Origin of the sequence: Lacibacterium aquatile (genome assembly GCF_042683105.1) — a bacterium.
GTDB classification, from domain to species: Bacteria; Pseudomonadota; Alphaproteobacteria; order Elsterales; family Elsteraceae; genus Lacibacterium; species Lacibacterium aquatile.
The window spans coordinates 63,537-85,612 of sequence record NZ_JBHUIP010000001.1 but is presented as its reverse complement, the minus strand read 5'-3'; the positions used below and the strand labels follow the sequence as shown (position 1 = coordinate 85,612).

General features: G+C 60.9%; 25 protein-coding genes and 4 tRNA genes. 25 read left to right on the top strand and 4 right to left on the bottom strand.

Annotated features, from left to right (window positions below):
- Positions 1–8 precede the first annotated feature (8 nt).
- Both ACFSM5_RS00440 and ACFSM5_RS00435 read left to right on the top strand, forming a co-directional pair.
- Positions 9–434: an NUDIX hydrolase gene (locus ACFSM5_RS00440; protein WP_379873955.1), complete on the top strand. Its 426-nt coding sequence runs from the start codon at positions 9–11 to the stop codon at positions 432–434.
- 11 nt (positions 435–445) lie between these two features.
- Complete coding sequence (locus ACFSM5_RS00435; RefSeq protein ID WP_379873952.1) at positions 446–937, top strand: DUF4265 domain-containing protein; 492 nt, start codon at positions 446–448, stop codon at positions 935–937.
- Between the two features lie 22 nt (positions 938–959).
- Here ACFSM5_RS00435 and ACFSM5_RS00430 read toward each other — a convergent pair whose 3' ends face one another.
- Genes ACFSM5_RS00430 through ACFSM5_RS00420 form a run of 3 tightly spaced genes read right to left on the bottom strand, consistent with a single transcriptional unit; the run spans position 960 to position 3,865 of the window.
- The gene (locus ACFSM5_RS00430) at positions 960–1,661 is read right to left on the bottom strand and encodes a DUF1194 domain-containing protein (protein ID WP_379873949.1); all 702 of its coding nucleotides are present in this window, start codon (positions 1,659–1,661) and stop codon (positions 960–962) included.
- The gene (locus tag ACFSM5_RS00425; RefSeq protein ID WP_379873947.1) at positions 1,642–2,397 is read right to left on the bottom strand and encodes a glucose 1-dehydrogenase; all 756 of its coding nucleotides are present in this window, start codon (positions 2,395–2,397) and stop codon (positions 1,642–1,644) included. Before ACFSM5_RS00425 ends, ACFSM5_RS00430 begins: the two co-directional genes overlap by 20 nt.
- Before the next feature lie 28 nt (positions 2,398–2,425).
- Complete coding sequence (locus ACFSM5_RS00420) at positions 2,426–3,865, bottom strand: aldehyde dehydrogenase family protein (RefSeq protein WP_379873944.1); 1,440 nt, start codon at positions 3,863–3,865, stop codon at positions 2,426–2,428.
- A 108-nt stretch (positions 3,866–3,973) separates the two neighbouring features.
- On the opposite strand from ACFSM5_RS00420, the gene ACFSM5_RS00415 reads away from it, so the two are divergent.
- From ACFSM5_RS00415 to ACFSM5_RS00400, 4 genes are all read left to right on the top strand, one after another.
- Complete coding sequence (locus tag ACFSM5_RS00415) at positions 3,974–5,287, top strand: FAD/NAD(P)-binding protein (protein ID WP_379873941.1); 1,314 nt, start codon at positions 3,974–3,976, stop codon at positions 5,285–5,287.
- Positions 5,284–6,723, top strand: coding sequence for an NAD(P)H-hydrate dehydratase (locus ACFSM5_RS00410; RefSeq protein ID WP_379873939.1), 1,440 nt, complete (start codon positions 5,284–5,286; stop codon positions 6,721–6,723). Before ACFSM5_RS00415 ends, ACFSM5_RS00410 begins: the two co-directional genes overlap by 4 nt.
- Before the next feature lie 121 nt (positions 6,724–6,844).
- Positions 6,845–7,084, top strand: a complete 240-nt coding sequence (locus tag ACFSM5_RS00405; RefSeq protein WP_379873937.1) for a hypothetical protein — start codon at positions 6,845–6,847, stop codon at positions 7,082–7,084.
- Between the two features lie 93 nt (positions 7,085–7,177).
- Positions 7,178–7,262 (top strand) — tRNA-Leu (locus tag ACFSM5_RS00400).
- A 6-nt stretch (positions 7,263–7,268) separates the two neighbouring features.
- Here the strand turns inward: ACFSM5_RS00400 and ACFSM5_RS00395 are convergent.
- Positions 7,269–7,646: a hypothetical protein gene (locus tag ACFSM5_RS00395; protein WP_379873935.1), complete on the bottom strand. Its 378-nt coding sequence runs from the start codon at positions 7,644–7,646 to the stop codon at positions 7,269–7,271.
- 301 nt (positions 7,647–7,947) lie between these two features.
- On the opposite strand from ACFSM5_RS00395, the gene ACFSM5_RS00390 reads away from it, so the two are divergent.
- From ACFSM5_RS00390 to ACFSM5_RS00300, 19 genes are all read left to right on the top strand, one after another.
- A complete protein-coding gene (locus ACFSM5_RS00390; protein WP_379874491.1) occupies positions 7,948–8,403 on the top strand; it encodes a VanW family protein in 456 nt (151 codons plus the stop codon).
- A complete protein-coding gene (locus tag ACFSM5_RS00385) occupies positions 8,400–9,434 on the top strand; it encodes a hypothetical protein (protein WP_379873933.1) in 1,035 nt (344 codons plus the stop codon). Before ACFSM5_RS00390 ends, ACFSM5_RS00385 begins: the two co-directional genes overlap by 4 nt.
- An 86-nt stretch (positions 9,435–9,520) precedes the next feature.
- Positions 9,521–10,255, top strand: coding sequence for a hypothetical protein (locus tag ACFSM5_RS00380; RefSeq protein WP_379873930.1), 735 nt, complete (start codon positions 9,521–9,523; stop codon positions 10,253–10,255).
- An 89-nt stretch (positions 10,256–10,344) separates the two neighbouring features.
- Positions 10,345–10,650: a hypothetical protein gene (locus tag ACFSM5_RS00375; protein WP_379873927.1), complete on the top strand. Its 306-nt coding sequence runs from the start codon at positions 10,345–10,347 to the stop codon at positions 10,648–10,650.
- A 136-nt stretch (positions 10,651–10,786) separates the two neighbouring features.
- The gene (gene tig, locus ACFSM5_RS00370) at positions 10,787–12,109 is read left to right on the top strand and encodes a trigger factor (protein WP_379873924.1); all 1,323 of its coding nucleotides are present in this window, start codon (positions 10,787–10,789) and stop codon (positions 12,107–12,109) included.
- Between the two features lie 198 nt (positions 12,110–12,307).
- Entirely contained in the window at positions 12,308–12,940 is a 633-nt protein-coding gene (clpP, locus tag ACFSM5_RS00365) for an ATP-dependent Clp endopeptidase proteolytic subunit ClpP (RefSeq protein ID WP_379873922.1), read from the top strand.
- A gap of 184 nt (positions 12,941–13,124) precedes the next feature.
- On the top strand, positions 13,125–14,408 hold the full coding sequence (clpX, locus tag ACFSM5_RS00360; RefSeq protein WP_379873919.1) for an ATP-dependent Clp protease ATP-binding subunit ClpX: 1,284 nt from the start codon (positions 13,125–13,127) through the stop codon (positions 14,406–14,408).
- A 129-nt stretch (positions 14,409–14,537) separates the two neighbouring features.
- Positions 14,538–16,943 carry an endopeptidase La gene (lon, locus tag ACFSM5_RS00355; protein ID WP_379873916.1) on the top strand — a complete coding sequence of 802 codons (2,406 nt, stop codon included), beginning with the start codon at positions 14,538–14,540 and terminating at the stop codon, positions 16,941–16,943.
- A gap of 211 nt (positions 16,944–17,154) precedes the next feature.
- On the top strand, positions 17,155–17,430 hold the full coding sequence (locus ACFSM5_RS00350; protein ID WP_379873913.1) for an HU family DNA-binding protein: 276 nt from the start codon (positions 17,155–17,157) through the stop codon (positions 17,428–17,430).
- Positions 17,431–17,552: 122 nt separating this feature from the next.
- A tRNA-Val gene (locus tag ACFSM5_RS00345) sits at positions 17,553–17,627 on the top strand.
- A gap of 110 nt (positions 17,628–17,737) precedes the next feature.
- On the top strand, positions 17,738–18,295 hold the full coding sequence (locus ACFSM5_RS00340) for a YcxB family protein (protein ID WP_379873910.1): 558 nt from the start codon (positions 17,738–17,740) through the stop codon (positions 18,293–18,295).
- Between the two features lie 4 nt (positions 18,296–18,299).
- Positions 18,300–18,758: a YcxB family protein gene (locus ACFSM5_RS00335; RefSeq protein WP_379873908.1), complete on the top strand. Its 459-nt coding sequence runs from the start codon at positions 18,300–18,302 to the stop codon at positions 18,756–18,758.
- Positions 18,759–18,795: 37 nt separating this feature from the next.
- Complete coding sequence (locus ACFSM5_RS00330; RefSeq protein WP_379873905.1) at positions 18,796–19,302, top strand: YcxB family protein; 507 nt, start codon at positions 18,796–18,798, stop codon at positions 19,300–19,302.
- A gap of 3 nt (positions 19,303–19,305) precedes the next feature.
- The gene (locus ACFSM5_RS00325; RefSeq protein ID WP_379873902.1) at positions 19,306–19,782 is read left to right on the top strand and encodes a YcxB family protein; all 477 of its coding nucleotides are present in this window, start codon (positions 19,306–19,308) and stop codon (positions 19,780–19,782) included.
- Between the two features lie 91 nt (positions 19,783–19,873).
- Positions 19,874–19,950, top strand: a tRNA-Asp gene (locus ACFSM5_RS00320).
- A gap of 164 nt (positions 19,951–20,114) precedes the next feature.
- Positions 20,115–20,191 (top strand) — tRNA-Asp (locus ACFSM5_RS00315).
- A gap of 277 nt (positions 20,192–20,468) precedes the next feature.
- Positions 20,469–20,834 (top strand): NADH-quinone oxidoreductase subunit A, encoded by a 366-nt coding sequence (locus ACFSM5_RS00310; protein WP_379873900.1) that lies wholly within the window; start codon positions 20,469–20,471, stop codon positions 20,832–20,834.
- Entirely contained in the window at positions 20,825–21,367 is a 543-nt protein-coding gene (locus tag ACFSM5_RS00305) for a NuoB/complex I 20 kDa subunit family protein (RefSeq protein WP_417498508.1), read from the top strand. Before ACFSM5_RS00310 ends, ACFSM5_RS00305 begins: the two co-directional genes overlap by 10 nt.
- A gap of 73 nt (positions 21,368–21,440) precedes the next feature.
- Positions 21,441–22,070, top strand: coding sequence for an NADH-quinone oxidoreductase subunit C (locus ACFSM5_RS00300; RefSeq protein WP_379873895.1), 630 nt, complete (start codon positions 21,441–21,443; stop codon positions 22,068–22,070).
- The last annotated feature ends 6 nt before the right edge of the window (positions 22,071–22,076 follow it).

The window sequence follows — 22,076 nt, the reverse complement described above, 5'->3', positions numbered from 1 at the left end:
CTCATTATATGACTTCTCCGCAAGTCCCGCGCATCGGTGTCCTGGCCGTGGTTCGCCGGGGCGATGCCTTTTTATTGGTCAGACGAAAATTCGCCCCCAATATCGGCGTCTGGGGTTTTCCCGGCGGCAAGCTGGAGTGGGGCGAGCGGCTGGCCGATGCCGCTGCGCGCGAATTGCTGGAAGAAACCGGCCTTGTCGCGACGTTTGACGCCGACCCGCTGATCCCCATCGAAGCGATCAATGACGCCGAAGGCTTTCACTTTATCCTGATTCCCCTGGAGGGGCAGGTGATGGGTGGCACCTTGCAAGCTGGCGATGATGCATCCGAAGCAGCCTGGGTTGCCCGCGCCGATATGGACGCCTTACCCCGCGTGCCGGGTTTGCTGGAACTGGCGGATCAGGTGCTAAGAGAAAACTCTCCGCACCTGCGGTAAGGAGCTTATCGATGCCGTTCCGGAAGGATGCAATGGAGGGATTCGAGAAAATCTTCTTCCATTTAGAAGAAGATCACTGGAGTGGGGCGGGCTCGGAAAGCCTGTGGGGCACAAGAGTTCATGGTGACGCGGACCTATACCAAATCGAGAATTCCCCCTTTTTTATGTATGATGTCAGCTATCTAGATGTCGTCAGTGTCAAGAAAACGGGCGGAGGAAAGCTCGTTTTTGATGCGGTGATCGACCGTGGTGGCCATTCCACTTATGTGCTGGTGATGGAGCCAGAAGACGTAAGATTTTCTAAGTATTGGCAGCGGCTTGAGGCTCTTGGGTGCAGCTACGAGCATGTCAGGTGCCATATCAATCAAAAAGAATGCGACCTCTATGCGGTCGATGTGCCTGCGACTGCAGATCTAAACGAAATATATAAGATATTTGTCGAGGGCGAGGATTGTGATGTCTGGGTGTTTGAGCAAAACCATCTAGGTCATCAGGTGACCTAACCCGCTGATCGGGTGGAAACGGTCATTTGACAGATAAATATGCCACCGGGATCTCCAGCTCCCGCAGGAGCTTGGCGCGGATCGCGCGACGGAAATCCTCGTAATCCTTGGCGTCGATCATGAAGGCGCCCGAACCGCCGATGACGCTTTCCTCGAAATAGGAGCCGAGGTCGGCTTCCTCATTCTGGATGGCGAGGCCGTTGATGGTGACGTTCAGCATGGTGATCGCATCGCGGGCGCCGGTGACGGAGCGTCCCATATTGCTGCGCCCATCGCCGGAGACATCGATGACCCGGCGTGTGGCCGTCGGCGCATTGCCCCGGAACAGCCGGGCCGCCGCTTCCATGGCATTACCGAGGGCGGTGCCGCCGCCGTCCACAAGACGGGGGGCATTCTCTATGTCCTTGGCAAGCTGTTCGAGATCGTCAGGGGAGGTCAGGACCCGCCAGGGGATATTCACCCGCTGCCAGCCGGGGTTCGACCATTCCATGAGGGCGACGGCGATCTTGCGTTTCGGTCCTGCCAGGGCGCCCGCCTGCACCGTCGGATCGCGGAAGGCCTCGGCCAGCCCCTGCATCTGCAGCAGGAATTCATTGGCGTCGACGGAGCTGGAACTGTCGATAGCCAGCACCAGGGCGGTATCGACATCGGGACCTTGGGCGCGCGCGCCGCTGGTGAACAGCAGCGCGCAGGCCAGGACTAGTTTAAAGACAACGCCCGCCATCGACCTCTAACGCAACGCCGGTCAGGAAAGCCGCCTCGTCGGAGGCGAGGAACAGGGCGGAGGCGGCGATATCCTCCGGCGTGCTCATGCGGCCAAGCGGCACGGTGGCCAGGAACTTTGCCTTCTGTTCCGGGCTGTCGGTGCCCAGGAACTCCGCCGTCAGACCCGTCTGGCCCAGCACGGGGCAGAGGGCATGGACACGGATCTTGTCCGGCGCGAACTCCAGCGCCATCGATTTGACGATGGTGACCGTCGCGCCCTTTGAACCATTATAGACAGTCAGGCCGGGGCGGGGTCGCAGGGCCGCCGTCGAGGCGGTGACGATATAGGTGCCGCCGCCACGCTGGCGCATGGCCGGGACGGCCGCCTGGGCGCCCAGGATCACGCCCTTGATATTGACGGCATGGATGCGGTCGATCTCGTCTTCGGTGACTTCCAGCAGCGGCTTGTTGCGATGGGTGATGCCCGCATTGGCGACAAAGCTGTCGAGGCCGCCAAAAGTGTCTACAGCCGCATTCACCAGGGCGACATTGCCGGCCTTGGTCGCGATATCCGCGCCGACTGCTAGGGCTTTGCCGCCGCCTGCACGGATTTCAGCCGCCAGCGTCTCGGCCGCACCGCCGTTCAGATCGCCGATGACGACAGCCGCACCCTCGGCAGCGAACCGCTTGACGATGCCCGCCCCGAAGCCCGAGGCGCCGCCGGTGACGATGGCAACTTTGTTTTCTAACCGCATGGGGAACTCCCTATTCTTTTCTTATGGCTCAATCGTGGCGGATGAGGATGGTTTTGAGGGACGAGAAGCCATAGAGCGCTTCGAAGCCCTTCTCGCGGCCATAACCTGACTTCTTGACGCCGCCGAACGGCAGTTCGACGCCGCCGCCTGCGCCATAGCCATTGACGAAGACCTGGCCGCATTTGAGCTTCTTGGCGACCCGCAGCTGGCGCGCGCCATCGCGCGTCCAGAGCCCGGCGACAAGGCCGTATTCAGTACCGTTGGCGATGCGGATGGCCTCTTCCTCGCTATCGAAGGCGAACAGGCAGAGCACCGGGCCGAACACCTCGTCCTGGGCCAGGGTATGATCCGGCGGAACGGGGCCATAGAGGGTGGGGCGGACATAATAGCCATCGCCGGGGGCATCCTCGGCAATCGCGCCCTGTCCAAGCAGCGGGATGCCGTCCGCCTTGGCGATATCGAGGAACCGTTCGACCCGGCCCTTCTGCCGCAGGGAGATCAGCGGGCCGAGGTCGCGATCCGTCGCGCCTGGACCGGCCACCAGCGTCTTGAAGCGCTGGGCGAGCAGGGCCGAGACTTTGTCAAAGATCGAGCGTTCGATCAGCACTCGGCTCCCGGCAGAGCAGGTCTGCCCGCCATTTTGCAAGATGGCGCCCACCAGCGTCGGCAGGGCTAGGTCAAGGTCCGCATCGGCGAAAACGACCTGCGCCGACTTACCGCCCAGTTCCATGGTGCAGCCGACATTATTCTTCCCCGTGGCCGCCTGGATCGCGGCGCCGGTCTGGGGCGAGCCGGTGAAGGAGAGATGGTCGATATCGGGATGGGCGGAAAGGGCGGCACCCGCTTCGGCGCCCGTGCCGGTGATGATATTCAGCACGCCCGGGGACAATCCAGCCTCCAGCGCCAGCTCGCCAAAGCGCAAGGCGGAGAGGCAAGCTTCCTCGGCCGGTTTCAGCACGCAGGCATTGCCCATCGCCAGGGCGGCGCCGATGGTGCGGCCGATCATCTGCAGCGGATAGTTCCAGGGGATGATATGGGCGGTGACGCCATGGGGCTCGCGCAGGGTCAGGGCCAGGAAGCCCGGCTGGGCGGGCAGGGTCTCGCCATGGATCTTGTCACAGCAGCCCGCATAGAACTCGAAATAGCGGGCGACGAAGGCAGCGTCCGAGCGCGCCTGGGTGATCGGCTTGCCGGTGTCGCGGGATTCGATCTGGGCCAGTTCCTCGCGATGGGCATCCAGCAGGGTCGATAGCTTCATCAGCATCCGGCCACGATCCACCGGCGCCATCCGTCCCCAGGGACCATCGAGGGCAGCGCGGGCTGCGGCTACGGCGGCATCCACTTCGCCAGGACCGGCGGCAGCGATTTCGGCATAGGTCTCGCCCGTAGCGGGGTCGAAGACGGGGAGGGTACGGCCATCGGCGCTGGCTTGCCAGGAACCGCCGATCAGATGCTTAAAGGCTGACATCGCTTGATTATTCCTTTCAGATCACCGGCATGACGATAGGACGATCCGTTAAGGTTCGTCCATGCCGTGGTTGCAGGTCTGTGCTTCCTTCCGGCATGATCTACAGCGATGAACGATAAATATGATTTGGCAATCGTGGGGGGCGGCCTGTCCGGCAGCACCCTTGCTCTCCACCTTAAGCGCCGGGGCTGGCGCGGTCGGCTGGCCATTGTTGAGCCTGGGGCTCTTGGGCTGGGACTGGCCTATAGCACCCGCGATCCCGACCATCTGCTGAATGTCTATGCCGGGCGCATGGGGGTTTACGCCGACGCACCGGGCGACTTCGCCGACTGGATGGCGGCGCGCGATCTGCCCTGGGGGCCGAGCGACTTCGTGCCACGCGCCCTCTATGGCGAGTATGTCGCGGCCCGATTGACTGAGGCTGGCGGTATCGATCACCGTCAGGCCCGTGCGGAAGATCTTTTTCCCGAAGGCGGTGGCTATCGCCTGAAGCTGTCCGATGGCTCGGAGCTGCTGGCCGGGAAAGTCGTGCTGGCACTGGGGAACTTCCGGCCTCGCTGGCCGGGTGTCCTGGCAGCTATCGAGAGTGATCCCCGGCTGATCGCCGATCCCTGGGACCGGATGCGTCAGGCGGATCTGCCGCAGGGCGCGCGGGTGCTGCTGGTTGGTACCGGCCTGACCATGATCGATGTGGCTCTGACCCTGGCGGGTTCGGGCCATACAGCCCCGATGCTCGCCGTCTCCCGTCATGGGCTGTTGCCGCAACCCCATCTGCCGATCCGCGCCGCAGCGCCCCCAGTACAATTTGCCGATCTGCCCGCCAGCCCCCTGGGTATCCTGCGCTGGCTGCGTGCCAAAGCCCGTGAGGGCGGCGACTGGGGTCCCTGGGTCGATGCCCTGCGGCCGGTCACCCAGGCGCTCTGGCGATCCTGGAGCGGGGCGGAGCGCGCACGCTTCCTGCGCCACGCCAAAACCTATTGGGAAGTCCATCGCCATCGCCTCGCCCCCCCGGTGGTGGAGCGGCTGCGCGGCGAGCGGGCCAATGGCTGGCTGCATCTGATGGCCGGGCGGGTGGCGAGTGTCGATGCCTCCGGGCCAACCCTGAAGGTCGAAATCGATCAGCGCGGCGGCGGGCAACGCCGGGTCGAGGTGGATGCCATCGTGAATTGCACCGGCCCCTGCAGCGATCCGCGCCGGGCGGAAGATCCGTTCTTGGACAAGCTGCTGACCCAGGGGCTGGTTCAGCCAGATGCCTTTGGTCTCTTGACCGACGAGGCGGGCGCGCTGATGGCGGCGGACGGCAAGGCGGTCGAGGGGCTTTACGCCCTGGGGCCGCTGACAAAGCCTGCTCTGTGGGAGATCACTGCCGTTCCCGATATCCGGACTCAGGCGTCCCAGCTGGCGACGCTGCTCGCACCATGAATTCGCCCCTGCTGACGCCGTCCGAGATGGCGGAAGCCGACCGGCTGACGATTGCGGCCGGGACACCGGGGGTGGTGCTGATGGAGCGGGCAGGGGCGGCGGTGGCCGAGGCAATCCGCCAGCGCTATCCCCGGCAGGACGTGCTGATTCTCTGCGGGCCGGGGAATAACGGCGGCGATGGCTATGTGGCGGGCCGTCTCTTGAGGCTTGCGGGCTGGCCGGTGCGTCTGGCCGCCCTGGCAGCGCCCAAGCCGGGTAGCGATGCCGCCCATCACGCTGCCCTCTGGCAAGGGCCGGTAGAGCCGGTGGCCGAGGATATGGCGCTGGGGGATGGCATTGTCCTCGATGCCCTGTTCGGTGCAGGTCTTACCCGGCCGCTCGACCCGCCGGTACGTCGGCTGCTGGCGCGAGTGGAAAGCCAGCGCCTGCCCCTGGTGGCGGTCGATGTACCGAGCGGTTTAGATGGCGCAACTGGCGAGCCGCTGGGCTGGGCGCCCCAGGCCGATCTAACCGTCACTTTCTATCGGGCCAAGCCGGGCCATTGGATCATGCCCGGCCGCGCCCTGTGCGGCAGGTTGATCGTCGCGGATATCGGCATCGACGATGCGGTCCTGGCAACGATCCGGCCGACAATCCGTCTGAATGACGAAAGCGACTGGCGGGCGCTCCTGCCGCGTCCTGGGCTCGCCAGCCATAAGTTCACGCGCGGTCATCTTGTGATCCGGGGTGGCGGGACTATGACGGGGGCCGCAAGATTATCCGCGCGGGCCGCTCGCCGGGCTGGGGCGGGGCTGGTCAGTCTGTGCGTTCCAGAAAATGTCGCGGCGATCTACGCCGGCGACTGGCCCGGCACCATGGTCGAAACCACAACTTGGGCCGAGGCGATCGCCGACCGACGGCGGACGGCATTTCTGATCGGCCCCGGCAATGGTGTCGATGGGGGCACGCGGGCTGCAACGCTGGCAGCGCTGGCGACCGGGCGCCCCGTGGTGCTGGATGCTGATGCTTTGAGTTGCTTCTCTGGTGACGTGAAGATTCTTGTAGAAGCTATTGCAGGGCCAGTGATTTTGACTCCGCATGTTGGGGAGTTCGCGCGCCTGTTCAAAGGGACGGGAGTAGTAGCTCTCGCTGGGCGTCTGGCCCAGGCGCGGGCAGCCGCGGCCTGGCTGGGCGCGACCGTGGTTCTCAAGGGGGCGGACACAATCATTGCCCATCCCAGCGGGCAGGCCGCAGTAGAGGGAACGGCCCCGCCCACGCTGGCTACAGCAGGCTCGGGCGATGTGCTGGCGGGGATCCTCGCAGCGCTTCTGGCCCAGGGAATGCCTGCATTTGAGGCAGCCCGTGCTGCAGTCGGTCTGCATGCGGCCGCCGGGCGTCAGGCAGGGCGGGGTGCGATAGCTGAAGATTTAATCGAATTTTTGAGATCTGTTATTTAGCACAGTTTCGTCACGAAGGTTAATTTTGTGTCTGGGAAGTGTTTGAAATCAGTGCTATCAAGGATGTTATTAAAGCGTCTCACGGCGTAATGAGTTGCCGTGAATTGTAGGGAGGCAGTCGATGTTTGGTCGTCTTCGTCAAAGCCCTCTAGCACCCGGTCTGCGTTTCTGCCAGAAGCGCGACGATCAGGTCGGTCGTGTGGCCGAGGTTCTGTTCATCGATGAGGATGCGCGCGGCATCGCCCACGTGCATTTCCGCCTGACGGTGTCGCCCTATGGGGCAGGTCCGGCAGGGCGCATCGCCGAAAACCGCATTCTGGCCCTGGCGGAATTCCGGCACTCCTATCCCGTCGCGATGTGATCCGGCTTTAGTCGTTTTGTTTGATGCCCGCCGTTTTGCTTGACGACTGACCCAAGGCCGCGCTACCCCCTTGCGCCATCAAGGACACATCGTGCGGATGTGGCGGAATTGGTAGACGCAACGGTTTTAGGTACCGTCGCCGCAAGGCGTGGGGGTTCGAGTCCCTTCATCCGCACCATTTTTTCTAAGTTGATCGGAAGTCTAACGCCGTCGGTGGTCCCAACGATGGTCCAAAATTGCTGCCTGTATCCACGGCGTTCAGAATTTTATAGAGCGACCACTGGAGTTCATCCTGGGCGCAATAATATTCCTCGATGGTGCCGTAGCGCTGGTAGGAGGAGAGGTTGAAACCTTCCTCAATGTCATTGTACCAGAGGACTGTTCGGCCCCAGATGGCGACGACCCAGAAGCCTTGGCCTTCGTTCCCCCCGAGATGCTGCTGCCACTTCTCTGGAACGATTCGTATGTTTTCCCACAGGTTTTTCTGACGGGGGGACATCTTGGCCTCAGCGGCATTCATCTCGCCCCAGATCGCTTCTTCCGAAATTGGCTCCCAGTCCATCTGATCCCATCTTTTCAATCTTGGGCAGTATCTCGCCGCGAGAGTTCTACCAGATGAAGGCTCTGAACAGAAACAGCTCGCCACGATCTGACCGGCTTTGCCTGCATGCTGGGGCTTTGCTTTTCCCCGGAACTTGCGCGTAAATGGAGCGATGCAGGCGGCTTTTACACGCTCTCAAAGATTTTCCTTTTGGTTTCGATCCCGTTGCTTCGTCGGCAAGCGGACCCTGAAAAATCTGCTCGCGCCGGTGCCGCGTCATCGGCGCTCGGCGCGTTCAGCGGCGGGAGTGGTGTTGGCCGAAGTGCGGTCGCCGCTCTATGGCTCGGCCGATCCGGCGGAGATCGAGCTGCAACTGGGTAAGGTCGAAAACCTGCGGGTGGCGGCGCGGCATCTGGACGGCTTGCGCATTCCGACAGGAGAGGTTTTCAGCTTCTGGCGGCAGGTGGGGCGCCCGGTCCGCTCGCGTGGTTTCGTCGAAGGGCGAGAACTGCGCCAGGGCTGCCTCGTTCCCACGGTAGCGGGCGGCATTTGCCAGCTCAGCAACAGCCTGTTCCAGGTCGCACGACAGGCCGGGCAGGAGATCGTCGAGCGGCACGGTCATAGCCAACAAATTCCGGATGCGGCTTTTGGGCCGGGCGAGGATGCGACCGTCTTCTGGAGCTATGTCGATTTCCGCTTCCGGGCAAAGGGCGATGTCGTGCTGCGGGTATCGCTGAGTGCCGACGACCTGATCGTGCGCCTGGAGGCGGCGGCATGAGTGGTGACCATTCCCCGCAAAGCTGCGCCTCCTGCGCGCAGGCCGATTGCTCCATGAGTTATCTGCGGCAGGGGAAAAGCCCGCAAGCGACCGGCAGAACCGCCTGGATCCTGGACGAGGTCTGGCCGGAATATCGCGCCTATCTGGCGGTGGAGAAGCAGGTGGGCGATCAGATTCTGGCGCCAGGATTTCTGGGGCGCGCCGGAGTTCGGCGTTATGGCTGGGGCCAGCCTGTCTCTCATGTCGGCAGCCTTGCCACCCTGCGTCGGCATCTGACGTTGCATCGGGTGCGAGGCAAAAAGGGGCGCGAGCGGCAGGCGGCTTATCTGGCCGAGGATAATCGAATGGCGGCGGCGCTGGCGCCGCATCTCGATTATCGCGCCGATCATCTGGTGATCGATCAGAAGTTCCTGCCCTGGTTTGCGCGCTCCGGCCTTTTAGGGGGTCGCAGCTATGACGTGCTGATGGTCCGCTATCCGTTGGCCGAACTGCACCGGCTGCTCGACGGCCTGGCGGACGCTCAGGAGGCGAGCGCGACCATCGGCGATTTTCGGGCAGACGATGATCTTGCCGCTCAGGAGACGGCTGCACTGGCGGCAGCCCGGCAGATTGTAACGCCGCATCATGGTGTTGCTGGATTATTCGGCTCCCAGGTCCGGTTGCTCGATTGGCAGGCACCCTCCGCCAGTCCTGCACGGACAAGCGGGCGGGTTGCGTTTCTAGGCCCAACGATTGCCCGCCAGGGCGCCCACCGTGTGCGGGCGATTGCACGGCAGCTACCGGAGCCGCTGGTTCTCTTCGGCACCGACTTGGAGGGCGCGGATTTCTGGGATGGCGTGGTGGTGGAGCGGCGTCAGATGGGGCAGGACTGGCTGGCCGATATCGGCGCCATCCTGCATCCCGCCGCGATGACCAATCAGCCGCGCCGTCTGCTCGAAGCCTGGGGGCAGGGGATTGGGATCTATGCGACATCGGGCTGTGGCTTGCCGCCCTCGCATTATCGCCCGTTCGATAGTTTTAGTCCTGCCTGAGCTTGTCCCAGCTTTTTCCCTGCGGAACCGCGCCTCTGTCAGGGGTATATTGGCCCCCGCGCTTTCTTTCCCGGAGTCAGCTTTTCATGCGTTTCGTCCTTGGTCTGCTTCCTGCCGTCCTGCTTATGACGGCAGAACCGTCGCTGGCTCAGCGGAAGAACGAGCAGGCCCTGTTCGATGCGCCGCAGGAAACGCTGATCGTCAAACTTCCGGCCTCTGCCCAGACACAAAATTTGCCCGCGTCGGTCACCTGCGTCTATTATCCGGGCTTCCTGGTGAAGCAGGTGGATATCGGGGAGAAGGGGGCCGAAAGCCTCGCCATTGTTCCCGTGGCCGCACAAAAGCCGCCCTGCGAGTTGAGCTTGCCCGGTGAAGTGCATATGCAGGACTGGCGCGGATATTTCCTGGGGGTGAAGGGCAGCTTCGTCTTTTTCGATGCCGATGACGGGTTCAATGGCGGTGTGCCGTTTGCTGTCTTTCCGGCGCAAGGGGCAACCGGCGGGAACAAGCTGATCGAAGATTCCCGCAAGTCTTTTGAAGCCGTGGAATTGGAGGGAACGGATCTCGTTCTGCGCTATGACCGGGTGCTTTCGCTCGATTGTTCACTGCAGATGGAGAAGACCTGCTGGATCAAGGCTCAGGCGGTGACAGGATTGCCGGAGGATCGCAAGCCCGATTGCGGCGATGCCTATGCCAAGAACGCTCCCGATTCGCCCGATGTCCCAAGTGTTCTCTCTTATCCGGCCGAGCTGCGGCTCACGGCTTCGGAATGGAAGATTTCGGTTCGCCGGGGTGACGTCGCTTGTTACCCGGCAAATTGAGTGCAATTTAAGATTGCATTAACCTAGTTGTGGTTTTACCGTCGGTCACTGCCGTCGTCGCCTTCGATGACGGCGGACCGGAGATGGATATGGGCTTTTCTTCTTTCGCGGCCAGTCTGCGGAAACTAGGGCGACGGACTGCCCACAAGGATCCGGTCGGGATTGAGGGTCACGCCGCTTCGTTTGATCAGCATCTTTTGGCGGGGCCAGCAACGCGTGGGTTGATCACGGGGCTGTTCGCTTCCTTGCTGCTGGCGATTGTCGGGGCAGGCGGGCTTCTGGCAATAGGCGAGCCATTGCTGGCAATCTTCTCGGCATCATTTTTTCTATGCGCGGCAATCGGTTGGGGCTTTGTGCTCTATCGCAGGCTCGACGTCATGAAGCGCGTCGGTTAGGCGGGCCGCAAGCTTTCATCGCTTCTCACCGCCTCTACCCTTGACGCCAGCGACGAATAGCGTTACCTCCGGTCCCCTTGAATTCCCTGTCCGGTGATCGGGTAGGGAACCCGTGATTTTGAGTGATGGATCCAGCATGCAGGTTACAGAGACCCTGGCCGAAGGCCTGAAGCGTCAATTCAAGGTTGCCGTTCCGGCCGCCGACGTGGCTGGCCACGTCGAAGCCAAGTTGGCGGACGTGCAGAAGACCGTGAAGCTGCCCGGCTTCCGTCCCGGTAAGGTTCCCTTGAGCCTGGTGCGTCAGCGCTTCCTGCCGTCGATCATGGGCGAAGTGCTTGAAGCCGCCGTCAACGATGCTTCGACCAAGCTGCTGGCCGAAAAGGCCCTGCGCCCGGCCCTGCAGCCGAAGGTCGAAGTGAAGAACTTCGGTGCCGAGGAAGGCCTCGAGTTCGAAATGACCGTCGAGCTTCTGCCGGAAATCACCCCGGTCGATATGAGCAAGCTGGAACTCGAGCGTCCGACCGCCACCGTTGGCGATGCGGAAGTCGAGAAGGCCCTCGATCGTCTGAAGGAAGGCTACAAGCAGACCAAGCCGGTTGCTAAGGCCCGTGCCGCCAAGAAGGGCGACACCGCCGTGATCAACTTCCTCGGCAAGGTTGATGGCGTTGCCTTCGAAGGCGGCGCTGGCGAAGGCTTCCACCTGGAACTGGGTTCGGGCACCTTCATCCCCGGTTTCGAAGAAGGCGTGATCGGCATGAAGCCGGGCGCTGAAAAGGACGTCGACGTCACCTTCCCGGAAAACTACGGCGCCGCCAATCTGGCCGGCAAGGCTGCGGTCTTCACCGTGACCCTGACCGAACTGCGCGAAAAGGCCCCGGTGGAAGTCGACGAGACCTTCCTGAAGGCCTTTGGCATGGAAACCGAAGAAGCGCTGCGCGAAGCCCTTAAGGGTCAGGTCGAGCGTGAATTCGCCGTTGCCGCTCGCCAGAAGGTGAAGCGCGTCCTCCTCGACAAGCTCGACGAAGCCCACAGCTTCGACGTTCCGCCGACCCTGGCGGAAGCCGAGTTCAAGTCGATCTGGGCTCAGTACGAAGCCTCCAAGCAGGCTGGCGAGGAAGATCCCGCCCTGGCAGGCAAGTCGGAAGACGAAGTGAAGGCCGAATACCAGCGCATTGCTGATCGTCGCGTTCGCCTGGGTCTGCTGCTCGCCGAAGTTGGCCGCGCTCAGACCGTCGAAGTGACCGAGCAGGAAGTCCGCATGGCCGTGTTCGACGTCGCCCGTCGTTATCCGGGCCAGGAACGTCAGGTTATCGAGTTCTACTCGAAGAACCCGGACGCCATGGCTTCGCTGCGCGCGCCGATCTTCGAAGACAAGGTCGTGGATTACATCCTCGGCGTTGCCAAGATCACCGACAAGCAGGTCTCGGCTGAAGAGCTTTTCGAAGCCGAAGCCGCTTAAGGCTTGGGTTTCAGGAATGCGAGAGGGCGGTCCCACGGGGCCGCCCTTTTTCGTTTTGGATGGTTCACCGAGGGCGCAAAAACACAAAGGGTGGGGTATTGCCCACCCTTTTTGCATCTAAAGCCTTTGCGAGTCGCAATTGGGTCGCTATCTATGTCTACAGACTTTTTGCTGAGATCCGAGGAGCGGACACAAGGCATGCGCGATCACGCCGACTTCACCATGAATACCCTCGTTCCCATGGTCGTCGAACAGACGGCCCGCGGCGAGCGAGCTTTCGATATCTATTCGCGTCTCCTGAAGGAGCGGATCATCTTCCTGGTCGGCCCCATCAATGATGCGGTTGCCAGTCTCGTCTGCGCGCAGCTCCTCTTCCTTGAGGCGGAAAACCCCACCAAGGAAATCGCGCTCTACATCAATTCGCCCGGTGGCTACATCACTGCGGGCATGTCGATCTACGACACGATGCAATATATCCGCCCCGAAGTGTCGACCCTCTGCATCGGCCAGGCGGCCAGCATGGGCTCGTTGCTGCTGGCGGCCGGGCAGCCGGGCAAGCGTTTCTCGCTGCCTAATTCCCGTATCATGGTCCATCAGCCGTCGGGCGGTGCCCAGGGCGCGGCCACGGATATCGATATCCAGGCCCGCGAGATCCTGTTCCTGCGCCAGCGTCTGAATGACATCTATGTGAAGCACACCGGCCAGCCGCTCGATAAGATCGAAGCGGTGATGGAACGCGACACCTTCATGACTCCGACGGCGGCCAAGGATTTCGGCCTGATCGACACGGTTGTCGCTGCCCGTCCGGGCGGCGAGGAGAAGGCCGCCTGAGCCCGCTTCGGGATCATTGGTGCGCATCTGACCCTCGGCATCTTGCCAGGGGAGCGACGGCACATGTTGATTGTGCCGTCCCGCTCTCTATTATTGACAATATAAGACATGCGCACCGCCCTGTTGGCGGGGTGTCGTCCGTTGGCTCTATGGGCCAGTCAGGGCAGTGGAAAGCGAGTAAGGCATGACCAGGGCAACTAGCGGCGGCGGCAGCGGCGGCAGCGACAGTAAAAACACCCTCTATTGCTCTTTCTGCGGGAAGAGCCAGCATGAGGTGCGCAAGCTGATCGCCGGACCGACGGTCTTCATCTGCGACGAATGCGTCGAGCTTTGCATGGATATCATCCGCGAGGAGCATAAGACGACCCTGGTCAAGAGCCGGGAAGGCGTCCCGACCCCGCGTGAGATCCGCACTGTCCTCGACGATTATGTCATCGGCCAGGATCACGCCAAGCGCGTGCTCTCGGTTGCGGTGCATAACCACTACAAGCGCCTTGCCCACGCGACGAAGAACAACGACGTCGAACTGGCGAAGTCGAATATTCTGCTGGTCGGCCCGACCGGCTCGGGCAAGACGCTGCTGGCCCAGACACTGGCCCGCATCCTTGATGTGCCCTTCACCATGGCGGACGCCACGACCCTGACCGAAGCCGGTTATGTGGGTGAAGACGTCGAAAACATCATCCTGAAGCTGCTGCAGGCTGCCGACTATAATGTCGAGCGGGCGCAGCGCGGCATCGTCTATATCGACGAAGTGGATAAGATCTCCCGCAAGTCCGACAACCCGTCGATCACCCGCGACGTGTCGGGCGAAGGCGTGCAGCAGGCCTTGCTGAAGATCATGGAAGGCACCGTTGCCTCCGTGCCGCCGCAGGGTGGCCGCAAGCATCCGCAGCAGGAATTCCTGCAGGTCGATACCACGAACATCCTCTTCATCTGCGGCGGCGCTTTCGCAGGCCTCGAAAAGATCATCGGCCAGCGCTCCAAGGGCACGGCCATGGGCTTTGGTGCCGACGTGCGCTCGGACGACGAGCGTCGCACCGGCGCTATCCTGCGCGAAGTTGAGCCTGAAGATCTGCTGAAGTTCGGTCTGATCCCGGAATTTATCGGCCGTCTGCCGGTCGTCGCTACCCTCGACGATCTGGACGAGGATGCGCTGATCGAAATCCTGTCGCGTCCGAAGAACGCCATCGCCAAGCAGTATCAGCGTCTGTTCGAGATGGAAGACGTGCGTCTCGACTTCACCGACGATGCGCTGCGCGGTGTGGCCCATAAGGCGCTGGAACGCAAAACCGGCGCCCGTGGTCTGCGCTCGATCATGGAATCGATCCTGCTCGAGCCGATGTACGATCTGCCCGGCCTGGAGGGCGTCGAAAGCATCGTCGTCAACCGTGAAGTGGTCGAAGGCAAGGCAAAGCCGCTCTACGTCCATTCTGAACGTAAGAGCGATGCAAGCAGCTCCGCTTAAGATTTTGCGGCTGTGATAAGACGGATCGGCCGATTTTCAAGGCCTTGTGAAGATCCCCGATCCGTCTAACTTCTCAAAATGTAGGTCCGTGCTCATTGTGAGGCGGCCAAACAGGCGAAAGATCCATCCATGTACGAAACCACCAGCGGCGCCCTGTACCCTGTTCTGCCCCTGCGTGACATCGTGGTCTTCCCGCACATGATCGTGCCGCTCTTCGTAGGGCGCGAGAAGTCGGTGAAGGCACTGGAAGACGTCATGAAGGACGACAAGCAGATCCTGCTTGTCACCCAGAAGAATGCAGGCCAGGACGATCCCAATCCGGACGACCTTTATCAGGTTGGTACCGTTGCGACGGTGCTTCAGCTGCTGAAGCTGCCCGACAATACCGTGAAGGTATTGGTCGAAGGGTCGAGCCGTGCCCGCGTCGAAAAATATGCCGAGAACCCGAATTTCTTCCAGGCCCATGCCGTCGCTCTCGACGACAAGGATGTCGAAACCGAAGAAATCGAAGCGCTTGCCCGCGCGGTTGTCTCGCAGTTCGAGCAGTATCTGAAGCTCAATAAGAAGATCCCGCCCGAGGTTCTGGTGTCGGTCCAGCAGATCGACGACCCCTCGCGTCTGGCGGATACCATCGCCGCCAACCTGGGTCTGAAGATTCAGGAAAAGCAGGAACTGCTCGATCTGGTTTCCGTGCCGGAGCGCCTGGAGCGCATCTATGGCTATATGGAAGGCGAGATCGGCGTTCTGCAGGTCGAAAAGCGCATCCGCAACCGCGTGAAGCGCCAGATGGAGAAGACCCAGCGCGAGTACTATCTGAATGAGCAGCTGAAGGCCATTCAAAAGGAACTGGGCGAGGGCGAGGACGGCCGCGACGAGTCGGCTGAAATCGAAGAACGCATCAACAAGACCAAGCTGTCGAAGGAAGCCCACGACAAGGCGATGCAGGAGTTGAAGAAGCTCCGCTCCATGTCGCCGATGTCGGCCGAGGCGACCGTGGTCCGCAATTATCTCGACTGGATCCTGTCTATCCCCTGGAAGACCCGTTCCAAGGTGAAGCGCGACCTGAAGCTGGCCGAGAAGGTGCTGAACACCGACCATTACGGCCTCGACAAGGTCAAGGAACGTATCCTCGAGTATTTGGCCGTGCAGCTGCGCATGACCAAGCTCAAGGGGCCGATCCTCTGCCTCGTCGGCCCGCCCGGTGTCGGTAAGACCTCGCTCGGCAAGTCGATCGCCAAGGCCACAGGCCGCAATTTCGTCCGCGTTTCGCTGGGCGGCGTGCGGGACGAAGCCGAAGTGCGCGGCCATCGCCGCACCTACATCGGCTCGATGCCCGGCAAGGTCATCCAGGGCATGAAGAAGGCAAAGACCTCGAACCCCTTCTTCCTGCTCGACGAAATCGACAAGCTGGGCGCCGACTGGCGCGGCGATCCGTCGTCGGCGCTGCTCGAAGTGCTCGACCCGGAACAGAACTCGACCTTCAACGACCATTACCTCGAGGTCGATTATGACCTGTCGGACGTGATGTTCGTGACGACCGCCAACAGCCTGCGTATGCCGCAGCCGCTGCTGGACCGTATGGAAGTCATCCGCATCCCTGGGTACACCGAGGATGAAAAGGTCGAAATCTCGAAGCGCCATCTGATCCAGAAGGCGGTGAAGGACCATGGCCTGAAGAAGGGCGAATGGTCGGTGTCGGATGACGCGCTGCGCGATCTGATCCGCCATTACACCCGCGAGGCCGGTGTCCGTAACCTTGAGCGTGAAATCTCCAACCTCGCCCGCAAGGCGGTGAAGGAGATCATGCTCGGCAAGGTGAAGGCCGTGAACGTCACGCGCCGGAACATCGAGAAGTTCGCCGGTGTGAAGCGTTATCGTTACGGCGAGGCGGAAGGCGAAGATATGGTCGGTGTTGTGACAGGTCTGGCCTGGACGGAAGTGGGCGGCGAACTGCTGACCATCGAAGCCGTCAGCCTGCCGGGCAAGGGCAAGGTCACCGCAACCGGCAAGCTTGGCGATGTCATGAAGGAATCGGTCCAGGCGGCCGAGAGCTTCGTGAAGTCGCGGGCTGCTGCTTTCGGGATCAAGCCGTCGCTTCTCGATAAGCGCGACATCCATGTGCACGTCCCGGAAGGGGCAACGCCCAAGGACGGTCCGTCGGCTGGTGTCGCCATGACCACGGCCATCGTGTCGGTGCTGACCGGCATTCCCATCCGCAAGGATGTCGCCATGACCGGCGAAATCACGCTGCGGGGTAGGGTGCTACCGATCGGCGGGTTGAAGGAGAAGCTTCTGGCTGCTTTGCGCGGCGGTTTGAAGACTGTGATGATCCCGGCCGAGAACGAGAAAGATCTCGCCGAGATTCCGGACAATGTTAAGAAAGGTTTGGAAATCATCCCGGTCACGACCGCTGAACAACTGCTCGGTCATGCTCTTGCCGGGCCGCTGAACCCCTTGGATTCTGCCGAGGAAGCGGAAGCTCCGACTGCGCAGAAGCCCGAGGCAGATGGTCAATCCGGAGTCGTAACTCATTAACCTCTGGTCTTGACAAGTCAAATTGTTGGAATAATGCCGTCAAGAACCCTCTTGGCGGCATTATTTTTGGCTATTTTGCTGGGGATTGGCGCTTTCCAGGCATTGACTGTGTCGTCAACTGCGGTCTAAAGTCCGCGCACAGAACATCATGAAGGCGCGTTAACTTGTCATATGCCTTCATGAACAACACAACTCCAAAGGGGGCCCAGACGTGAACAAGAACGATCTCGTTGCTAAGGTCGCTGAGCTGACCGGCCTGTCGAAGCTCGATTCGGGCAAGGCCATTGATGCCGTTTTCGACGCCGTCACCGAAGCTCTGAAGGGTGGCGACGAAGTCCGCCTGGTCGGTTTTGGTACTTTCGCCGTTTCGCAGCGCGCTGCGAGCGAAGGTCGCAATCCGCGTACCGGTGAGACCATCAAGATTGCTGCTTCCAAGCAGCCGAAGTTCAAGGCCGGTAAGGGCCTGCGCGACGCCGTCAACGGCTAACGCATTCTTGCCCTAGAAGGGCGAGGCGGGGGCCGATCCAGTGGATCGGCCCTTTGCTTTTTTAGCCCTTCCGGGCTTGCATTTTAAGGTGGGGTGGTTATTGTGCCGCCGCATCGACCTGCGGGTGGTTAGCTCAGCGGTAGAGCGTCTCGCTTACACCGAGAATGTCGGGGGTTCAATCCCCTCACCACCCACCAGATTTAAAACGGCCCGTCTTGAAAAAGGCGGGCCGTTTTGTTTACGGGAAATTTTTTGTTCCTGTTCAATTTTTGATAAGTTGCGGGGCTGCTGAACCAGGAGTGTAAACATGCGGGTGTCATACAGGCTCGAGCTGGATGAATATTTGGAATGTACCCAGAAGTTTTTAGGATTGCGGCTGCTCGCCATTTCACTCGTCACCGGGGCGGTTTTCGGCGCGGTGATGGGATATGTCACTCGCCTGCAAGCCCCCGTTGAGGACATCTGCGAATATAGCCATTCGTTCCTTCGGTGCGGCCCAGGGGGACCTGAGGGCCGGTTGGCCCTGGTCTGTATCTTTGCGTTTGGACTGCCATTCTTTTTCCTGTTCCGCTCTCGCATGCGGAAGGCCCTGAAAGGCCAATATCTGTCTTCGCCGCTGTTGCAGGAGCAGCAGGAACTTTTCTGGTCGGATGATGGGATTGAGGTCTCGTCGCGTAGCGCATCTGTCCGATACCAATGGTCAGATCTGCGCAGATTGTCGGAAACGAAGCGTATGCTGATCATTGATGCCCGACCGCTTCCCGGCATCATCATGCCCAAGAGAGCCTTCCTTCTGCCTGAGACCCTCGTCGATCTGAAACAACGCCTTAGAGATAAAGGTGTGAGGGTACGGGACGGTGGCTGAACCCATGACCATCTCGTTCGGCGTCAGGGCGGGCGATTTCTGGCGCGCCATTTTCGTGATGGCCTTTGCCAGAAAGCATCTGCTGAGATGGCTCATCATTGCATTTCTGGGCGTTATTCTTTTTGCCACCCCCCTGTCATCGGCTGAGGCAAGATATTTCATCGCCGCGATGGTGAGTGTGGTAACGCTGGCGATCTGTATTTTTCTCTGGTACGGCGGCCGAAGTTATCTCCGGCTCCATCGTGAACCAATTCGAGTGTCTTGGACGGAGAGCGGTATAGAGGTTGTTACCGCCAAGACAAGGCGGCAATCTGGCTGGGAGTCAGTTAAGCGTTGGCAGGAGGGGGCGGGAGTGATTTTGCTCTACTTCTCCGATTTGGATTGTCTCATTATACCGCGTCGGAGTTTTGAACTTGAGGAAACTCTGATCGAATTCCGCAGGCACTTGGCCCGCTGCGGGTGACGACAGCGGAATTGTGGCCGTCTTATCGAGAGTATCTGTGTCTATTACCTTCCGCCTGACCAAAGACGATTTCATCGCCAGTGGTGCCTTCAAGACGCAAAGGGGTGGGGAGCGGCGGCGTGTGTTCATGTTGCTCCTGGGTGGCTTCGGCGCCCTGGCGGCGGGCTACATGCTGCGCCCGCATGGGGTGCTCTATTCCGTCCTGGGGGCTGGGGCCTTCGTGCCGTTGATGATCCTGGCGGCGCGCGGGCCGGAATTGACGCGCCGATTGGCGGCTGGGAAGCTCTATGAACAGAACCGCAAGCGGATCGAGGATCTGACGGTTTCCTGGTCTGCTGAAGGGCTGACGGTGGCGGCGCCCACGGGCAGCACCGACTATGGCTGGGATCGCTTCCGGGGTTGGGCAGAAAATGACTCGCTGATCGTCCTCTATCTGGGCGGCAAGATGTCTGTGCTGCTGCCCAAGCGCGCATTTCCGGATAGTGAGATGTTGGAGGATCTACGCAATAGGTTGGAACAACAAGGCGTGGCGCGGAGCGTTTAAGCGATGATTGTCTTTCGATTGACAGCTGAAGAACTGGCCGCTGCTCAAAAAGCCTCAATGTCGAAGGCTTGGCGCTGGTCCGGGGTTTTTACGGTCTTATTCCTTCTTCTCGGAGGGCGGGCGTGGCAGCTCGATCATGGTTTCGGCGGCGCGTTTTTCGTGGTCTTGGGCACCTCCTTTCTTTTCAATTCCCTGATCTCAAGACGGGAGAAGCGTCGCTATATCGACAGCGAATGGCTTTTGCGTAATGAAGCTAAGGTGAAATGGTCAGAGGAATGGCTCGACTTCGGTGGCACGGATTCCCGCTCTCAGGTTATGTGGACTCGACTTTACGCTTGGCGAGAGACCGATGATCTCTTGCTGTTGTATCTGTCGACGCAGATGTTTTTTATCCTCCCCAAACGCGCATTTCCGAATGTTGAAACGCTGGAGGATCTGCGCCGCCATCTGAGTGATCACGGCGTGAAGCGGCACTTTTGAAACTCCGCAACATACTGTTCGTCATATTTGCGTGAAACATGCTTGACACCAGAGGGGCGGGGCCCTAAAAACCCGCCCACACGACTGGTGAGCGGGTGTAGCTCAGTTGGTTAGAGTGCCGGCCTGTCACGCCGGAGGTCGCGGGTTCGAGCCCCGTCACTCGCGCCAGTCGTGTCTTTCGAAAAGCCGCCCTCCGGGGCGGCTTTTTCGTTTCCGGAATCGCGCGTCAAAGCGCTGATTTATCCCTTCCGAGCAAAGACTTGGCAGATTTTACGATTTCTTGTTGACGCTGGTCGGGCGGGGCCGCTATACACCCGCTCACCGAAGCCAGCGCGGGTGTAGCTCAGTTGGTTAGAGTGCCGGCCTGTCACGCCGGAGGTCGCGGGTTCGAGCCCCGTCACTCGCGCCACTTCGGTAAAATGCAGGCCGCCCTTCGGGGCGGCTTTCGCATTTCTGCGCCACGGTTTGGCTGGTAAAGCTCCCACATTGCTTAACCGCCGCTAAAACGTTAAAAAGTGCAGGTGCGACATCGTAACGGGCTTTCATCTCGCAGCGGGGGTGCCTATAGTGCGCGCTCGTGGGAGGCCGGTGCGGTCGATCACGCGTTTAGGTCGTGTGCAGGCGGACGATTAAGATCCGCGCCTTGGCGGATAAAGCCGTCGCCGACCGATGGAAGGGGTTAGGGCATGAGTGGATTGCTCAAGGAATATCTGCCGATTCTGATTTTCCTCGGGATCGCAGTGGGTGTCGCCGGGGCGGCTGTGGCTGCCTCCTATATCGTCGCCAAACAGAATCCGGACGCGGAAAAGGTCTCGGCCTACGAGTGCGGTTTCGAGGCGTTCGAGGATGCCCGCACCAAATTCGACGTGCGCTTCTATCTCGTCGCTATCCTCTTCATCATTTTCGATCTGGAAGTCGCCTTCCTGTTTCCGTGGTCCGTCTCGCTGGGCGAGATCGGTCTGTTCGGTTTCTGGTCGATGATGTGTTTCCTGGGCGTGCTGACCATCGGCTTCGTCTATGAATGGAAGAAGGGGGCGCTCGAATGGGAGTGACCGGAACCGGCGTGCTGCCCGTACCTCCCGGTGCGGTTCAGGACGATATCCTCAAGAATGTGACCGACGAGATTTCGGAGCGCGGCTTTGTTGTCGCTCAGCTCGATAATTTGGTGAACTGGGCGCGTACAGGTTCGCTCTGGCCCATGACCTTCGGTCTGGCCTGCTGCGCGGTCGAGATGATCCACGCTTACATGCCGCGCTACGATCTGGACCGCCTGGGTGTCGTCCCGCGTCCCAGCCCCCGTCAATCGGACGTGATGATCGTCGCGGGTACCCTGACCAACAAGATGGCTCCGGCTCTGCGCAAGGTCTATGACCAGATGGCCGAGCCGCGGTGGGTGATTTCGATGGGGTCGTGCGCCAATGGCGGCGGCTACTATCACTATTCCTACTCGGTCGTTCGCGGCTGCGATCGCATCGTTCCGGTCGACATCTATGTCCCGGGCTGCCCGCCGACCGCCGAAGCTCTCGTCTACGGCATCATCCAGCTTCAGAAGAAGATCAAGCGGACGCGCAATTTCTCGCGCTGATCCGCTGCTGCCTTCTCCTGGCCGGATGGCCGCTTTTGTCTAATTGTCCTGCCTCGCGGGGTTCCGCACCGTCATGATCGAAACCATTGAGCAATTGGGCGCCTACCTGGCCGAGAAGCAAAGCTCGGCCGTGGTGTCGACGGCCCTGGAGCGCGACGAGCTTACCGTGACGGTAAATCGTGGCGACATCGCGACGTTTTTGACGTTTCTGCGCGATGATCCGGAATGCCTCTTCAAGCTGCTGATGGATGTCTGCGGCGCCGATTATCCCGAACGCCTGCAGCGTTTCGACGTCGTCTATCACCTGCTGTCGCTGAAGTTTAACCGTCGCGTGCGCGTACGGCTGGAGACCGATGAGGTTTCGCCGGTGCCGTCCGTGGTGGATGTCTTCCCGTCGGCCGGTTGGTTCGAGCGCGAGACCTGGGACATGTACGGTGTGTTCTTCGAGAATCACCCCGACCTGCGCCGCATCCTCACCGACTATGGGTTCGAGGGTCATCCGCTGCGCAAGGACTTCCCGATGACGGGCTATGTCGAGGTCCGCTACGACGACGAACAGAAGCGCGTGGTCTATGAACCCGTCAGCCTCGTTCAGGATTTCCGTTCCTTCGACTTCATGAGCCCCTGGGAAGGGATCACCAGTCAGGTAGCGCTGCCCGGCGACGAAAAGGCGCCGATCATGCCGACCAAGCCGCGCGCCTGAGGAGAC

Excerpts from the sequence above, each read along its gene's own strand:
- ACFSM5_RS00340 (WP_379873910.1), top strand. The coding sequence starts at position 17,738 with ATGCGGGTGTCATACAGGCTCGAGCTGGATGAATATTTGGAATGTACC.
- clpX (WP_379873919.1), top strand. The coding sequence starts at position 13,125 with ATGACCAGGGCAACTAGCGGCGGCGGCAGCGGCGGCAGCGACAGTAAA.
- ACFSM5_RS00420 (WP_379873944.1), bottom strand. The coding sequence starts at position 3,865 with ATGTCAGCCTTTAAGCATCTGATCGGCGGTTCCTGGCAAGCCAGCGCC.
- ACFSM5_RS00415 (WP_379873941.1), top strand. The coding sequence starts at position 3,974 with ATGAACGATAAATATGATTTGGCAATCGTGGGGGGCGGCCTGTCCGGC.
- ACFSM5_RS00430 (WP_379873949.1), bottom strand. The coding sequence starts at position 1,661 with ATGGCGGGCGTTGTCTTTAAACTAGTCCTGGCCTGCGCGCTGCTGTTC.
- clpP (WP_379873922.1), top strand. The coding sequence starts at position 12,308 with ATGCGCGATCACGCCGACTTCACCATGAATACCCTCGTTCCCATGGTC.
- ACFSM5_RS00435 (WP_379873952.1), top strand. The coding sequence starts at position 446 with ATGCCGTTCCGGAAGGATGCAATGGAGGGATTCGAGAAAATCTTCTTC.
- tig (WP_379873924.1), top strand. The coding sequence starts at position 10,787 with ATGCAGGTTACAGAGACCCTGGCCGAAGGCCTGAAGCGTCAATTCAAG.
- ACFSM5_RS00375 (WP_379873927.1), top strand. The coding sequence starts at position 10,345 with ATGGGCTTTTCTTCTTTCGCGGCCAGTCTGCGGAAACTAGGGCGACGG.
- ACFSM5_RS00410 (WP_379873939.1), top strand. The coding sequence starts at position 5,284 with ATGAATTCGCCCCTGCTGACGCCGTCCGAGATGGCGGAAGCCGACCGG.
- ACFSM5_RS00425 (WP_379873947.1), bottom strand. The coding sequence starts at position 2,397 with ATGCGGTTAGAAAACAAAGTTGCCATCGTCACCGGCGGCGCCTCGGGC.
- lon (WP_379873916.1), top strand. The coding sequence starts at position 14,538 with ATGTACGAAACCACCAGCGGCGCCCTGTACCCTGTTCTGCCCCTGCGT.
- ACFSM5_RS00405 (WP_379873937.1), top strand. The coding sequence starts at position 6,845 with ATGTTTGGTCGTCTTCGTCAAAGCCCTCTAGCACCCGGTCTGCGTTTC.
- ACFSM5_RS00335 (WP_379873908.1), top strand. The coding sequence starts at position 18,300 with ATGACCATCTCGTTCGGCGTCAGGGCGGGCGATTTCTGGCGCGCCATT.
- ACFSM5_RS00385 (WP_379873933.1), top strand. The coding sequence starts at position 8,400 with ATGAGTGGTGACCATTCCCCGCAAAGCTGCGCCTCCTGCGCGCAGGCC.
- ACFSM5_RS00325 (WP_379873902.1), top strand. The coding sequence starts at position 19,306 with ATGATTGTCTTTCGATTGACAGCTGAAGAACTGGCCGCTGCTCAAAAA.
- ACFSM5_RS00310 (WP_379873900.1), top strand. The coding sequence starts at position 20,469 with ATGAGTGGATTGCTCAAGGAATATCTGCCGATTCTGATTTTCCTCGGG.
- ACFSM5_RS00395 (WP_379873935.1), bottom strand. The coding sequence starts at position 7,646 with ATGGACTGGGAGCCAATTTCGGAAGAAGCGATCTGGGGCGAGATGAAT.
- ACFSM5_RS00440 (WP_379873955.1), top strand. The coding sequence starts at position 9 with ATGACTTCTCCGCAAGTCCCGCGCATCGGTGTCCTGGCCGTGGTTCGC.
- ACFSM5_RS00300 (WP_379873895.1), top strand. The coding sequence starts at position 21,441 with ATGATCGAAACCATTGAGCAATTGGGCGCCTACCTGGCCGAGAAGCAA.
- ACFSM5_RS00380 (WP_379873930.1), top strand. The coding sequence starts at position 9,521 with ATGCGTTTCGTCCTTGGTCTGCTTCCTGCCGTCCTGCTTATGACGGCA.
- ACFSM5_RS00305 (WP_417498508.1), top strand. The coding sequence starts at position 20,825 with ATGGGAGTGACCGGAACCGGCGTGCTGCCCGTACCTCCCGGTGCGGTT.